General features: G+C 69.8%; 14 protein-coding genes. 8 read left to right on the plus strand and 6 right to left on the minus strand.

The features are described from left to right. Positions 1-337: 337 nt before the first annotated feature. Together OG246_RS23935 and OG246_RS23940 are read left to right on the plus strand one after the other, a co-directional pair. Positions 338-1,678 (plus strand): transcriptional regulator, encoded by a 1,341-nt coding sequence (locus tag OG246_RS23935; RefSeq protein WP_266467219.1) that lies wholly within the window; start codon positions 338-340, stop codon positions 1,676-1,678. A 98-nt stretch (positions 1,679-1,776) separates the two neighbouring features. After that, positions 1,777-2,322 carry an NUDIX hydrolase gene (locus OG246_RS23940; RefSeq protein ID WP_266467221.1) on the plus strand — a complete coding sequence of 182 codons (546 nt, stop codon included), beginning with the start codon at positions 1,777-1,779 and terminating at the stop codon, positions 2,320-2,322. 27 nt (positions 2,323-2,349) lie between these two features. Here the strand turns inward: OG246_RS23940 and OG246_RS23945 are convergent, their stop codons facing one another. Beyond that, a complete protein-coding gene (locus tag OG246_RS23945; protein ID WP_266467224.1) occupies positions 2,350-2,607 on the minus strand; it encodes a hypothetical protein in 258 nt (85 codons plus the stop codon). A 189-nt stretch (positions 2,608-2,796) separates the two neighbouring features. Further along, positions 2,797-3,657: a 3-hydroxybutyryl-CoA dehydrogenase gene (locus OG246_RS23950; protein ID WP_266467228.1), complete on the minus strand. Its 861-nt coding sequence runs from the start codon at positions 3,655-3,657 to the stop codon at positions 2,797-2,799. 168 nt (positions 3,658-3,825) lie between these two features. On the opposite strand from OG246_RS23950, the gene OG246_RS23955 reads away from it, so the two are divergent. Together OG246_RS23955 and OG246_RS23960 are read left to right on the plus strand one after the other, a co-directional pair. Next, the gene (locus OG246_RS23955) at positions 3,826-5,034 is read left to right on the plus strand and encodes a glycoside hydrolase family 10 protein (RefSeq protein WP_266467232.1); all 1,209 of its coding nucleotides are present in this window, start codon (positions 3,826-3,828) and stop codon (positions 5,032-5,034) included. Between the two features lie 16 nt (positions 5,035-5,050). Beyond that, a complete protein-coding gene (locus OG246_RS23960) occupies positions 5,051-5,662 on the plus strand; it encodes an SMI1/KNR4 family protein (RefSeq protein WP_266467236.1) in 612 nt (203 codons plus the stop codon). Between the two features lies 1 nt (position 5,663). On the opposite strand, the gene OG246_RS23965 is transcribed toward OG246_RS23960, so the two are convergent. Together OG246_RS23965 and OG246_RS23970 are read right to left on the minus strand one after the other, a co-directional pair. Then, positions 5,664-5,858: a DUF1918 domain-containing protein gene (locus OG246_RS23965; RefSeq protein WP_266467240.1), complete on the minus strand. Its 195-nt coding sequence runs from the start codon at positions 5,856-5,858 to the stop codon at positions 5,664-5,666. A 92-nt stretch (positions 5,859-5,950) separates the two neighbouring features. Then, positions 5,951-6,919, minus strand: coding sequence for a DMT family transporter (locus OG246_RS23970; RefSeq protein WP_266467243.1), 969 nt, complete (start codon positions 6,917-6,919; stop codon positions 5,951-5,953). Here OG246_RS23970 and OG246_RS23975 point away from each other — a divergent pair. The 3 genes from OG246_RS23975 (at position 6,918) to OG246_RS23985 (ending at position 9,662) form a co-directional block, all read left to right on the plus strand. Then, positions 6,918-8,354 carry a PLP-dependent aminotransferase family protein gene (locus tag OG246_RS23975; RefSeq protein WP_266467247.1) on the plus strand — a complete coding sequence of 479 codons (1,437 nt, stop codon included), beginning with the start codon at positions 6,918-6,920 and terminating at the stop codon, positions 8,352-8,354. The two genes, OG246_RS23970 and OG246_RS23975, sit on opposite strands and share 2 nt — an antisense overlap. Before the next feature lie 214 nt (positions 8,355-8,568). Beyond that, the gene (locus OG246_RS23980) at positions 8,569-9,006 is read left to right on the plus strand and encodes a GNAT family N-acetyltransferase (protein ID WP_266467251.1); all 438 of its coding nucleotides are present in this window, start codon (positions 8,569-8,571) and stop codon (positions 9,004-9,006) included. A gap of 62 nt (positions 9,007-9,068) precedes the next feature. Then, positions 9,069-9,662: a histidine phosphatase family protein gene (locus OG246_RS23985; RefSeq protein WP_266467253.1), complete on the plus strand. Its 594-nt coding sequence runs from the start codon at positions 9,069-9,071 to the stop codon at positions 9,660-9,662. Here OG246_RS23985 and OG246_RS23990 read toward each other — a convergent pair. Next, a complete protein-coding gene (locus OG246_RS23990; RefSeq protein WP_266467265.1) occupies positions 9,638-10,096 on the minus strand; it encodes a DUF6314 family protein in 459 nt (152 codons plus the stop codon). The genes OG246_RS23985 and OG246_RS23990 overlap by 25 nt on opposite strands. A 137-nt stretch (positions 10,097-10,233) precedes the next feature. Here OG246_RS23990 and OG246_RS23995 point away from each other — a divergent pair, with 137 nt between their 5' ends. Next, on the plus strand, positions 10,234-12,708 hold the full coding sequence (locus tag OG246_RS23995) for an alpha-L-arabinofuranosidase C-terminal domain-containing protein (protein WP_266467271.1): 2,475 nt from the start codon (positions 10,234-10,236) through the stop codon (positions 12,706-12,708). 19 nt (positions 12,709-12,727) lie between these two features. Here the strand turns inward: OG246_RS23995 and OG246_RS24000 are convergent, their stop codons facing one another. Beyond that, positions 12,728-13,510 (minus strand): LysR substrate-binding domain-containing protein, encoded by a 783-nt coding sequence (locus OG246_RS24000; RefSeq protein ID WP_266467275.1) that lies wholly within the window; start codon positions 13,508-13,510, stop codon positions 12,728-12,730. Positions 13,511-13,536 lie beyond the last annotated feature (26 nt).

Below are 13,536 nucleotides of genomic sequence, written 5' to 3' on the forward strand. Positions count from 1 at the left end.
CAGGGTTTTCAGGGGCGCGGGGAACTGCGCGACAAGCCCCCACGCGCCCGCAGCCGATGAAGCACCCGCAGTGACCCGGCGAAACCAACGGAGTGTCGCCGTCCGCCCCGCCACGGAGTGTCGGGCAGGCAGCTGGGCGGACGGCGCGGGTGCGGGCCGCCGCACTGTACGAGGGGGAGCCGGCGGCCCGGCCGGCCTCTTGCGAGGCATTTCAGTCAACCGGCCGGAAACGCTCTGCGACAGCGCGCGTACTGCCCGGATACGAGCACTCCGTTCACACCCCGTGTGAAACAGGACGCACTACTCTGACGGCACCGAGTCACCCGGGGGGCCTCACATGCAGCCCAACACTCTGCTCGACGCGATTCTCGACGAGGCCGGCATCTCCCATGCGGGGCTCGCCGCTCACGTCAATCAGGCGGGACGAGCGCGCGGTCTTGCGCTCAGGTACGAACACACCGCCGTGGCGCGGTGGTTGAAGGGGCAGCGCCCGCGCGGACAGGTGCCCGACCTGATCTGTGAGGTGCTCGCCGGGAGACTCCACCGGCCCGTCACGCTCGACGACATCGGTCTCGGCGTACCCGGTGAACCGTCGACCCCGCACGGCACCACGCTCTCCGGTTTCGTCGAGCGGGCCACCGCGCTGTGGCGCTCCGATGAACAGCAGCGCCCGCACATCCTCGGCGCGCCGGCCGTCACCGGAACACCGGCCGTGATGCCCGTGTGGGAGTGGGAGAACCCGCCCGAGGACGTGGACGTCTCACGCGGCGGACGCCACCAGGTGAGCATGGCCGACATCGAGATGCTCCGCGCGGCCCGCGCCCACTACGAGCAGATGTACCGCAAGGCGGGCGGCATCGCGACCCGCACCCGGATCGTCGGCTTCCTCAACTCCGAGACGGCGCCGCTGCTGCGCGGCAGCTACACCGACGCCACCGGACGCCAACTCCACCGTGCGACCGGCGGGTTGGTGGCCATCGCGGGTATCTGTGCCTACGACTCCGACGCGCACGGACTCGCCCAGCGCTACTTCCACCAGGCACTGCGCCTGGCAAAGGCCAGCGGGGACAGAGGACTTGGCGCGTACGTCATAGCCCTCCTGGTCAACCAGTCGCTGTTCATGCGTGAGCACCGGCAGGCCGTCGCCTTCGCCGAGGCCGCGCTGCGCGCCGCCGGGCGGCAGATCACTCCGGCGCTCGCCTCCGACCTCTACGCGATGCAGGCCAAGGCGTACGCGCACCTCGGCGACGGCAGCAGCGCACTGTCGTGCATCCGGCGTGCCGAGCAGGCCGCCGACCGCATCCGGCGCGGTTACGAGCCCGACGAGACCGGCTATGTCCAACCGGGCCTGGTCAACGTACAGGTGGCGGAGGCACTGCTCAGTCTCGGCGACCTGATGGCGGCGGACGAGCACGCGGTGGCCGCCGTCGACAATCCGGCCCACGACCGGGGACGGGTGCACCGGCTCGCCGTGCTCAGCCAGATCGAACTGCGCCAGGGCAACGCCGACAAGGCGGTCGCCACCGCACTTCAAATGGCCGAACAGGCACGGGGGATGGAGTCCCAGCGGCTGCGTGACAGACTTCGCGCGGTACGCGAACACCTGGTGGCCAGTGGGTGCGCGGGCACCTCCGAGGCTGCCGAACTCATCGACGGCGCACTGCGCGTACCGCTGTAGAACACCGAACCCGTCCAGCACTGTGCGCCGCTGTGCGCCTGCTGTCAGGAGGCTCCTACTGCCATATTGCCATCTACTCGGCGGAAGGTGGCAGAACCGTGCAGTGGACGAAACAGAACGAACAAACTGTGTACGCAAATCGCTGGTTCACCGTCAATCTCGCAGATGTGGAGCTGCCGGACGGCCGGCACCTGGATCACTTCCTGATACGGCTGAGGCCCGTGGCCGTGGCCACCGTGGTGAACGCGGCCAACGAGGTGCTGCTCCTGTGGCGGCACCGCTTCATCACCGACAGCTGGGGATGGGAGCTCGCGGCGGGCGTCGTCGAGGACGGCGAGGACATCGCCGTCGCGGCGGCCCGCGAACTGGAGGAGGAGACCGGCTGGCGACCAGGACCCCTGCGCCATCTGATGAGCGTCGAGCCCTCCAACGGGCTCACCGACGCCCGGCACCACATCTTCTGGGCCGATGAAGGCGCGTACATCGGACACCCCGTGGACGACTTCGAGTCCGACCGTCGGGAATGGGTTCCCCTCAAGCTCGTCCCCGACATGGTCGCCCGCGGCGAGGTCCCGGCCGCCAACATGGCTGCCGCACTGCTCCTTCTGCACCATCTCAGGCTCGGGCAGGACGCGTTGCCCTGATCCACCCCCCACGCGGCGTCCAGGGACCTAGTGGCCCAGAGCCTGCCAGACCGCCACGGCCACCGCGCCCACGGCCGCGACAGCCGCGAGGGTGGGCAGGGGCCAGCGGGTGTGTTCGAGGGCGACGACCCGTGCGCTCAGGTCGTCGAGATCCTTGGCGGTCTGGTCGTCGCGCTGAGTGAGCAGTGCCAGTCCGCCCTCGATGCGGGTGAGGCCCACTTCGATGGACCGGCGTAACTCTGCGAGTTCCCTTGGTGCCACGGGATGCTCGGGGTCGGCGGTCACGAGTCCGCTCCTTTCCGTAGTCGTCTCGTCTTTTACATGCGCACGGAAAGTCAACTCGCCTGGTGGGCGCAAGGGGAGCGTGTGCGAGGGGCATATGCGGGCCCGGCGCGCACACGGTGTGTGAATGGCGCGGGCCCGGCACCCCCATGGGTGCCGGGCCCGCGTGAGCCTGCGTTTTACCGTGCGTAATCAGGCGTAGGTGTAGAAGCCCGAGCCCGACTTCCGGCCCAGGCGGCCCGCGTCCACCATGCGCTGGAGCAGCGGGGGAGCGGCGTACAGCGGCTCCTTGTACTCCTCGTACATCGAATACGCGACCGAGGCCACCGTGTCGAGGCCGATCAGGTCGGACAGCTTGAGCGGGCCCATCGGGTGGGCGCAGCCCAGCTCCATGCCGTTGTCGATGTCCTCGCGGCTCGCGATGCCCGACTCGAACATCCGGATCGCGGACAGGAGATAGGGGATCAGCAGCGCGTTGACCACGAAGCCCGAGCGGTCCTGGGCGCGGATCGCATGCTTGCCGAGGATCTTCTCGACGAGCGCCTGAGCCCGGCTGAGGGTGCCCTCGGACGTGGTGAGCGCCGGGATCAGCTCGACGAGCTTCTGCACCGGGGCCGGGTTGAAGAAGTGGATGCCGATGACCTGGTCGGGACGCGAGGTGGCGACGGCCAGCCTGACCAGCGGGATCGAGGAGGTGTTGGAGGCGAGGATCGCGTCCTGCCGGGTCACCACCTGGTCGAGGACCTGGAAGATCTCCGTCTTCACCTGCTCGTTCTCGACGACGGCCTCGATCACCAGGTCGCGGTCCGCGAACTCACCGAGGTCCGTGGTGAAGCTGAGCCGCGCCAGGGTCGCGTCCCGCTCCTCCTCGGAGATCTTCCCGCGCTCGGCCGCCTTGGAGAGGGAGTTGAAGAGCCGGGTACGGCCGAACTCCAGGGCTTCGCCGGTGGTCTCGGCCACCTTGACGTCGAGACCGGCGCGGGCGCACACCTCGGCAATGCCCGCTCCCATCTGTCCGCAGCCCACCACTCCGACGCGTTCGATGTCGGTCACATCGTCCCTTTCCGCTGATCATCGGCCTTGGCAGGTTCCCCGTTGTGCGGTGCCTGCTCCGATCGTGCACGTTACTCCCAAGTATCGATGATCGATCGTGCGGGTCGGGCATGCTGTGCGAGGAGACGATCCGTGACCGGACGGATCCGTTGTGTAGGGGGTGTGGAGATGGGGCGACTGTCACGTCGCGCGTTCGCCTTGGCAGCGGCGGCGACGCTGTCGGGATTCGCGACCGCCGGAGACGCCGCGGCCGACACGAACAGGCCTCGTGCGGCGGGGGAGATGCGCGGGATGTGGCTGGCGACGGTCTCCAACCGCGACTGGCCCTCGCGCACCGGGCTCACCGCGGCACAGCAGCGCACCGAACTCCTCGCCCATCTCGACACGGCCGTACGCCGCGGCCTCAACGCCGTGATGTTCCAGGTGCGCCCCACGGCCGACGCGCTGTGGCCGTCGTCGTACGAGCCGTGGTCCCAGTACCTCTCCGGAGTCCAGGGCAGGAACCCCGGCTGGGACCCGCTGGGCACGGCGGTCACGGAGGCGCACGCGCGCGGCCTGGAACTGCACGCCTGGTTCAACCCGTACCGGATCGCCAACCACACCGACCCGACGAGGCTCGTGGCGAACCACCCGGCCCGCGAGCATCCCGGCTGGGTCGTCCCGTACGGCGGGAAGCTCTACTACAACCCCGGACTGCCGCAGGTCCGCGCCTTCGTCCAGGACGCGATGCTCGACGCGCTGCGCAAGTACGCGATCGATGCCGTGCACTGGGACGACTACTTCTACCCGTATCCGGTCGCCGGGCAGGTCTTCGACGACGACGCGGCGTACGGGGCGTACGGCGCGGGCTTCCCCGACCGGGCGGCCTGGCGGCGCGACAACATCGACAGGCTGGTCCTTGAGACGGCTGCCCGCATCAAGCAGATCCGGCCGACGGCGCGCTTCGGGATCAGCCCCTTCGGGGTGTGGCGCAACGCCGCGACCGATCCGCTCGGTTCGCCGACTCAGGCGGGCGTGGAGACGTACGACGATCTGCACGCGGACACCAGGAAGTGGGTCCGGGAGCACTGGATCGACTACATCTGCCCGCAGTTGTACTGGAACATCGGCCTCGCTGCCGCCGACTACGCGAAGCTGGTGCCCTGGTGGGCGAAGACGGCCGAGGGTACTGGCGTGGGGCTGTACGTGGGGGAGGCGCTGTACAAGGCCGGTGATTCGGCCCAGCCGGCCGCCTGGCAGGATCCGGCGGAGCTGTCCCGGCATCTGACGCTGGCCGCGCGGTATCCGGAGGTGAAGGGGCACGTCTTCTTCGCCGCCAAGGAGGTCGGGGCGGACCGGATCGGTGCGATGGCCCGGGTGGTTGCTGATCACTACTGAAGCGGGGGGATCACCCATGGGTGGCATACGGTCGCGCGAGGCGGAGAACGTGCGGCAGGCGTGGGGCCGTGTCACGCGATGGCTTGAGCGGAACGCTCCGAAGAACGCGGCGGCCCTGTGCGGACCCGCGACACCGAAGATGATCGTCGATGCCGAAGCGCGTCTCGGCGTGAGCTTCCCGCAGGAAATGTGGACGTGGCTGCTGACGAACAACGGCGTGCGTATGGCCGACGGGGAAGACAGTAGATTCGCCGCCCCTGGCAGCAGCTTCCTGTCCTCTGGGTGGCACTTGCTGTCCGTGGAGCAGATCGTGAACGTCCATGAATGGCGTACGGGAATAGCGGCAATGGAGCCGTCACAGCATCCGGATCGCGAAACCCTGGCATGGCGCCACGACTGGGTCCCCTTCGCGGTGGAGACGGACTGGCTCTACGGCCGGTTCATCGACACCAGCACAGGCATGCTGGGGAAGTGGAGCGACGGGGACCTGACCCGATTCGAGACGCACGCTTCACTGGCGGAGTACTTTCACTCCCTCGCCGACGACATGCGTCAGCGCGCGACGGCCCAGGACGGCCGCCTCGTCTGGGGAACCCGCACAAGACGGCCGGCGGAACCCTTGCGCTGAGTCAGTGGGCTGCGTCCTTGTGGCGGATTTCGGAGTCCGGGCCCGGTGAGCACACTGCCTCGTGCCCGTCCTGGAAGCGGACGCGGTACGGGGGAGTGCCCTCCGTACCCAGTACTTCGACGATCTCTGAGATCTTGTCCTGCTGCCCGACGACCCTGCCGTGCTGCACCAGCTGGTCGCCCTCGACTGCATGCATCTGAACGGCCTCCTCGTCATCTGCGGGAGTAGCGGTCCGTGGTCGCAAGTCTACGACTGGTGGCGCCGGTTGGCCCGGCCCTTGCCCGTCCGTCAGTCCCGGGCTCGCTGGGTGACCGCGATGCATACCAGTACGGCGGCGGCCGTCAGGGGCGCGGCCGGTGTGAGGTGCTCACCCAGGAGCAGTACCGACCACACCAGTGTGAGCAGCGGCTGCGCCAGCTGCAACTGGCTGGCCTTCGGGATCCCGATCGCCGCCATGCCGCGGTACCAGACGACCAGACCGAGGAACTGCGATCCTGCCGCCACCCACAGCAGCCCTGTCACGCTGTGCGCGCTCAGGTGCACCGGCTCGTACGACAGCGCGACCAGTGCACCCGGCACCGTGAGGGGCAGACACAGGACCAGTGCCCAGCCGACGACCTGCCAGCCGGGCATGACCCTGGAGAGTCGTCCGCCCTCGGTGTAGCCCGCCGCGCAGATCAGCAGTGCGCCGAAGAGATAGGCGTCCGCGCTGGTCAGAGCGCCACCGCTCTGCAGCACGGTGAACGCGATCACCGCGGCCGCGCCCGCGACCGCCGCCACCCAGAACGTCCGCGAGGGCCGTGCCCCCGTGCGCAGCGCCGAGAACAGCGCGGTGGTGAGCGGCAGCAGACCGACGACCACGGCCGCGTGGGCGGTGGTGGAGGTCTGCAGGGCGAGCGTCGTCAGCAGTGGGAAGCCGAGCACGACGCCCGCGGCAACGACGGCGAGGCCCGTCCAGTGGCGCCTGACCGGCGGGGGCACGCGCAGCGCCAGCAGACAGCCGCCCGCGATGACCGCGGCCAGGACGCTGCGCACGGCCACCAGGGACCAGGGGCCGAAGCCCTCCAAGCCCCAGGCGGTGGCGGGGAACGTGAGCGAGAAGGCGGTGACGCCGAGGGCGGCCTGGAGGGTGCCGGAGCGGTGGGAGGGCGCGGAGGCGACCGCTTCCGAAGTGGCGGGGAGCGCGCCTGCGGTGGTCCGGGCAGACGTGCGAACTGCTATCCGGGTATTGGCGGTAGCGCTATCCTTAACTCTCATGAATGAGAGTAGCAGTGTGGGCGGGCTGGCGAATCAGCTGCGGCGGGAGCTGAACCGATACTCTCCTGGTGGAAAGCTGCCGTCGAGTCGGGCACTTGTCGAACGGTTTCGGGTGAGCCCGGTGACTGTGTCGCGGGCGCTGGCGCAGCTCTCGGCCGAGGGGCTGGTCGTCACCCGGCCCGGGGCCGGCGCGTTCCGGGCACAGCCGCGTGCCGCTGCCGAGCCCGCCGGGGACACCTCCTGGCAGGAGGTCGCGCTCAGCGCGGACGCCGCAACCGAACTCGTGCCGCGCACGGTGGACGCCTCCGGAGTCATGGTCTCGCTCGCCGCTCCGCCGCCCGGTGTCATCGAGTTCAACGGCGGCTATCTGCACCCGTCGCTGCAGCCCGAGCGGGCGATGGGCGCGGCCCTGTCCAGGGCGGGCCGCCGTCCCGGCGTCTGGGGCCGGCCGCCCGTGGAGGGACTCGCGGAGCTGCGGGAGTGGTTCGCGCGGGGGATCGGCGGTGCGGTCACCGCCGCCGAGGTGCTCGTCACGGCGGGCGGTCAGTCCGCGCTCACCACCGCCCTGCGCGCGCTCGCGCCGCCCGGGGCACCGGTGCTCGTCGAATCGCCCACGTACCCGGGCATGTTGGCGATCGCCCGCGCGGCCGGACTGCGGCCCGTGCCGGTGCCGGTGGACGCCGACGGGGTGAAACCCGCCCTGCTCGCGGACGCCTTCAAGGCCACCGGTGCCCGTGTCTTCGTCTGCCAGCCGCTGTTCCAGAACCCGACCGGCGCCGTGCTCGCGCCCGAGCGGCGCGGTGAGGTGCTGCGGATCGCGAGGGAGGCGGGTGCGTTCGTCGTGGAGGACGACTTCGTACGACGTCTCGTGCACGAGGACGCGGGCCCGCTGCCGCGTCCGCTGGCCGCCGAGGACCCGGACGGGGTCGTCGTGCACGTCGGCTCGCTGACCAAGGCGACCTCGCCGAGCTTCCGGGTGGGTGCGCTGGCCGCGCGGGGCCCTGTCCTGGAGCGGCTGCGCGCCATCCAGGTCGTCGACACCTTCTTCGTGCCGCGCCCGCTCCAGGAGGCCGCGCTCGAACTCGTGGGCTCGCCCGCATGGCCCCGCCATCTGCGTGCCGTCGCCGCCGAGTTGAAGACCCGCCGGGACACGATGACCACCGCACTGCGGCTGAACCTCCCCGAACTCTCCCTGCCCCACATCCCGTCCGGCGGCTACCACCTGTGGCTGCGCCTACCGGACGGCACGGACGATTCCGCCCTCGTCGCCGGCGCCCTCCGCGCGGGCGTGGCCGTCACCCCGGGCCGCCCCTACTTCAGCGCCGAACCTCCCGCCGCCCACCTGCGGTTGAGCTTCGCGGCGGTGGCGGGCACGGAGGAGATCACGGAGGGGGTACGGAGACTGCGGGCGGCTTGCGACGAGGTGTTGGGCTGAGATCTTTCAGCCCGTCCGGCGTTCGAGGACGAGACCCGGCCATCCCGATCTCCCACCCACCCACGGGGGCATTTCAGCCTGTCCGGCGTTTGAGGACGAGCCCTTCGGGCGATACGGGGGTCTGGGGGCGGAGCCCCCAGGTACGGGACGGGAAGGGGCGGAGGGGGCGAAAAACCGCTCGACCCCCGGCACCCTGACCTGCAACTCTCCCCGCATGACCGATACGCAAAGCCTCCCCGAGGGCTACGAGATCTCCGCCGACACCGCCCGCATCGACGTGGACAGCGTCCACCGCTGGCTCTCCACCGACGCGTACTGGGCCACCGGACGCTCGCGAGAGAAGCAGGAGCGTGCGATCGCCGGATCGCTCAACTTCGGCGTGTACGACGGGACTTCGGGGGAGCAGGTCGCATACGCCCGCGTGGTCACCGACGAGGCGACCTTCGCTTGGCTCTGTGACGTCTACGTGGCCCCGTCGGTCCGCGGCAAGGGACTGGGCACCGCCCTGGTCGCCGCCGTACGCGACCACCTCGAACCACTCGGTCTGCGCCGGATCCTGCTCGCCACGGCGGACGCGCACGGTGTCTACGAGAAGCTCGGATTCAAGGTCCTTCAGAGGCCGGACCAGTGGATGGCGCTCATGCTGCAGTGAGCCCGCGTGTACCCTCCGTAACCCCTCTTGACCTGCGGAGTTCCGCGTTCCACGATCACCGCATGCATCTTCGGGTCACGTTCGTCGCCGCCGCGCGCAGCTCCTCGCTGCTCGCTGAACGCTTCGAGGACGACCGGCCGCTGGACCAGGCCGGCTGGGAGGAAGTGCAGCGCGCCGCCCCGGAGCTGGTGCCGCTGGCGGCGGCCGAACTGCGCTACTGCTCACCGACGCCGCGCAGCCGGGCCACCGGGGACGCCCTCGGATACGCGCCGCTCGTCCAGCTCGCGCTGCGCGACTGCGACATGGGCCGCTGGCGCGGCCTCACGCTCGGCGAGGCGATGGCCCGAGAGCCCGAGGCCGTCGACAGCTGGCTCGCCGACCCGCGGTCCACGCCCCACGACGGCGAATCGCTGATGACCTTCATCGCCCGCGTCGGGAACTGGCTCGACACCCGGCCCGCCGACGACGGCGGCCGTATCGTCGCGGTGGCCGAACCGTCCGTGGTCCGGGCCGCCCTGGTCTACACCCTGAAGGCGCCGCCCTCGACGTACTGGAACGTGGACGTCCGCCCGTTGTCGACGATCACTGTGACGGGCCGTGCGGGGCGCTGGAACCTGCGCTTCGAGGGGGCCTACTCCCAGCCCTCGCGTGCGTAGTCCGTGGTGAGGGCGAGGTCCTTCGCGGGGCCCGCCACGCGCCACACGGACCGCCAGTGGTGCTCGTCGAGAGCGGTGAACTCGCCGCGGTAGAGGTCCGCCGAGCAGGGGTGGTCGGCGAGGCAGTACCCGGAGGTCAGGTCCAGGTCGTGGAAGGGGCGGCCGTCGGAGAACCGTACGGCCGCGGTGCCCGCGCGGTCTCCCGACAGGAAGCGCAGCGTCCGCTCTGCCGGCCTGGGCGTGCCCTGCCATACGAAGGTCCCGGATTCGTGGTGCAGGAGACCCGTGTCCGCCGGGTTCTCCAGCGGTCCGAAAACCGTCGTCCCCACGAAGTGCCCCTCCGCACCGCTCGCCAGATCCCGCACCGCGCGCTCCACCCGCCAGCTCCCGGCCAGGTGCGCCAGCACGTCGGCCACTGGCCAGAACTCACCCATCCCGTCCCGCTTTCCGTCACATCCGATGCTGCGCAACCCATTGACGCGCTCTGACCCCCTCCCTATCTTGCCGTTCGAAGTGCTGATCAATGTCCGGCATTTCGAACAATTCAAGACTACAGAGCCGCGGAGTATCCATGTCACGCACCCGCACCCGCTGGAGACTCGGACTCACGGCCACCGCCCTCCTGGTGGCCTCCGTCGTCGTCCCGGCGCCCGCGAACGCCGAGGACGTCACCGACTACGCGATCACCGTGGATCCGGCCGCCAAGGGCGCCAAGATCGACGACACCATGTACGGCGTCTTCTTCGAGGACATCAACCGTGCCGCGGACGGCGGTCTGTACGCGGAGCTCGTGCAGAACCGTTCGTTCGAGTACAGCACCGCCGACAACCGCTCCTACACGCCACTCACGTCCTGGGGCACCTCAGGCACCGCGCAGGCCCTGAGCGACGACGGGCGCCTCAACGCCCGCAACCGCACCTATCTCGCCCTCGACGGCGGCTCGTCCGTCACCAACTCCGGTTACAACACCGGGATCTCGGTCGAGAGCGGCAAGGCGTACGACTTCTCGGTCTGGGCCCGCGCGGATGCGGCGGCGCCCCTGACCGTGACGCTGCACGACGCCGACGGCACGCTCGCCGAGGCCCGCCGGGTCACCGCGCGCGGCGGCTGGGCCAAGTACCGGGCGAAGTTCACCGCGACCCGCAGCAGCACCACGGGCCGCCTCACCGTCGCGGCCGAGGGCCCGGTCGCGCTCGACATGATCTCGCTGCTGCCCCGGGACACCTACAAGAGGCACGGTCTGCGCGAGGATCTCGCCCAGAAGATCGCCGCGCTCCACCCGGGCTTCGTGCGCTTTCCGGGCGGCTGCCTGGTCAACACCGGGAGCATGGCGGGATATGACGAGGCGTCGGGCTACGAGCGCAAACGCTCGTACCAGTGGAAGGACACCATCGGCCCCGTCGAGCAGCGCGCGACGAACTCCAACTTCTGGGGCTACAACCAGAGTTACGGACTGGGCTACTACGAGTACTTCCAGTTCTCCGAGGACATCGGCGCGATGCCGCTGCCCGTCGTGCCCGCCCTCGTCACCGGCTGCGGCCAGAACAAGGCCACCGACGACGACGCCCTGCTCAAGCGGCACATCCAGGACACCCTCGATCTGATCGAGTTCGCGAACGGGCCCGTGACGAGCGAATGGGGCAGTAAGCGGGCGGCGATGGGCCACCCGAAGCCCTTCCACCTCACCCACCTCGAAGTCGGCAACGAGGAGAACCTGCCGAGCGAGTTCTTCGCCCGCTTCACGGAGTTCCGCACCGCCATCGAGGCCGAGTACCCGGATGTCACCGTCATCTCCAACTCCGGCCCGGACGACTCCGGTTCGACCTTCGACACCGCCTGGCAGCTCAACCGGGACGCGAACGTCGACATGGTCGACGAGCACTACTACAACAGCCCGCAGTGGTTCCTGCAGAACAACGACCGCTACGACTCCTACGACAGGAACGGCCCCAAGGTCTTCCTCGGCGAGTACGCGTCGCTCGGCAACACCTTCAAGAACGCCCTCTCCGAAGCCGCGTTCATGACCGGCCTCGAACGCAACGCGGACGTCGTGAAACTCGCCTCGTACGCCCCGCTGCTCGCCAACGAGGACTATGTCCAGTGGCGCCCGGACCTCATCTGGTTCAACAACCACGCCTCATGGGGATCGGCCGACTACGAGGTGCAGAAGCTCTTCATGAGCAACGTCGGCGACCGGGTGGTGCCCTCGACAGCCACCGGAACACCCTCGGTGAGCGGCCCCATCTCCGGCGCCGTCGGCCTATCGACCTGGGCGACCACGGCGGCGTACGACGATGTGAAGGTGACCGGCGCGGACGGGACCGCGCTGCTCGCCGACGACTTCAGCGGTGACGCGTCCCGGTGGACCCACACCGGCACCGGGAGCTGGAGCGTCCAGGACGGTCAGTACGTGCAGAGCGACGAGGCCGCGACCAACACCATGGTCCAGGCGGGCGACCCGGCCTGGCACGACTACGACCTGCACGTGAAGGCCACCAAGAAGTCCGGCAAGGAGGGCTTCCTCGTCGCCTTCGGCGTCAAGGACACCGGGAACTACTACTGGTGGAACCTCGGCGGCTGGAACAACACGACCTCGGCGGTCGAACAGGCCGTGGACGGCGGCAAGTCGACGCTCATCTCCAAGGCGGGGTCCATCGAGACGGGCCGCGCCTACGACATCGACATCAAGGTGAGAGGCCGTCAGGTGACGCTTCTGCTGGACGGCCAGGAGTGGGGGAGCTTCACCGACGACAAGCCCGCCGAGCCGTTCCGCCAGGTCGTCACCCGGGACGCGAAGACCGGCGACCTGATCGTCAAGGTCGTCAACGCCCAGGCGGCGGACGCCCGTACGGCGATCGACCTGGGCGGGGCGAAGGTGGGCCGCAAAGCTGCGGTGACCACGCTCCAGGCCGCACCCGACGCGGTGAACACCGAGACGAGCACGGCGGTCGCCCCGGTGAAGTCCACCTTCGAAGGGGTCGCCGACAGGTTCACGTACACCTTCCCGGCGAACTCCGTGACGTTCCTGAGGATCAGGAAGGGGTGACCGGTAAGGAACGAGCGGGCTAGGAACGGCCGCGGCGGGGTTTGCCGCGTTTGGTTCCCTTGGCGCCCCCGGAGCCGCCGCTCCGGGGGTTCCTGCCCGTCGACTTGCCGGCCGCGGGCTTCCGCCGTCCACCGCCGCTCGTCTCGGGGCGCTTGGCCTTGGCCTTCGGCTCGGCCGGGGCCGGTGCGGGGGCGCGTCCCCGGGTGCTGTTGACGGTTCGCCCGCGGACGATCCCGATGAAGTCCTCCACCAGGTCGGTGGTCTTCTCCTCCGGCCACGACAGCGCGACGCGTGACTCCGGGGCGTCCGTGACCGGGCGGTAGGTGAGGTCCTTGCGGTGGTGCAGGCGGGCCAGCGACTGGGGGACGACGAGGACACCGATGCCGGCCGCCACCAGGTCGACAGCGTCCTCCGTGGTGGCGGGGCGCTCGATCGCGGGCTGTCCCGGCAGGCGCTCCCAGCCGAGGGTGTCGTCGAGGGGATGCAGCACGATGTCGTCGGCGAGATCGTCCGTGGACACCTGGTCGACCGCCGCCACGACATGGTCCTTGGGGACCACGACCACGGTCGTCTCGGTGTAGAGGGGGATCGCGCTGAGGTCCGTACGGTCGACCGGCAGGCGCACGAAACCGGCGTCGGCGCCGCCGCCCCGCAGCACGTCGAAGGCCTCCGCGACGGACACCGCGACGAGCGTCAGGGGAACGTCGGGTAGTCGCTCGTTCCAGATCCGCACCCACTTCGCGGGCGTCACCCCCGGAACGTACGCGAGCTTGAACGACGGGGATGCCTCGGAGCCAGTCACCCGGCCAGGCTACCGGCCGTGCAGGC

This window comes from Streptomyces sp. NBC_00620 (assembly GCF_026341825.1).
In the GTDB taxonomy this organism is placed as follows: Bacteria; Actinomycetota; Actinomycetes; order Streptomycetales; family Streptomycetaceae; genus Streptomyces.

Excerpts from the sequence above, each read along its gene's own strand:
- OG246_RS23980 (WP_266467251.1), top strand. The coding sequence starts at position 8,569 with ATGACCGATACGCAAAGCCTCCCCGAGGGCTACGAGATCTCCGCCGAC.
- OG246_RS23960 (WP_266467236.1), top strand. The coding sequence starts at position 5,051 with ATGGGTGGCATACGGTCGCGCGAGGCGGAGAACGTGCGGCAGGCGTGG.
- OG246_RS23975 (WP_266467247.1), top strand. The coding sequence starts at position 6,918 with ATGAATGAGAGTAGCAGTGTGGGCGGGCTGGCGAATCAGCTGCGGCGG.
- OG246_RS23935 (WP_266467219.1), top strand. The coding sequence starts at position 338 with ATGCAGCCCAACACTCTGCTCGACGCGATTCTCGACGAGGCCGGCATC.
- OG246_RS23995 (WP_266467271.1), top strand. The coding sequence starts at position 10,234 with ATGTCACGCACCCGCACCCGCTGGAGACTCGGACTCACGGCCACCGCC.
- OG246_RS23970 (WP_266467243.1), bottom strand. The coding sequence starts at position 6,919 with ATGAGAGTTAAGGATAGCGCTACCGCCAATACCCGGATAGCAGTTCGC.
- OG246_RS23990 (WP_266467265.1), bottom strand. The coding sequence starts at position 10,096 with ATGGGTGAGTTCTGGCCAGTGGCCGACGTGCTGGCGCACCTGGCCGGG.
- OG246_RS23985 (WP_266467253.1), top strand. The coding sequence starts at position 9,069 with ATGCATCTTCGGGTCACGTTCGTCGCCGCCGCGCGCAGCTCCTCGCTG.
- OG246_RS23955 (WP_266467232.1), top strand. The coding sequence starts at position 3,826 with ATGGGGCGACTGTCACGTCGCGCGTTCGCCTTGGCAGCGGCGGCGACG.
- OG246_RS23965 (WP_266467240.1), bottom strand. The coding sequence starts at position 5,858 with ATGCATGCAGTCGAGGGCGACCAGCTGGTGCAGCACGGCAGGGTCGTC.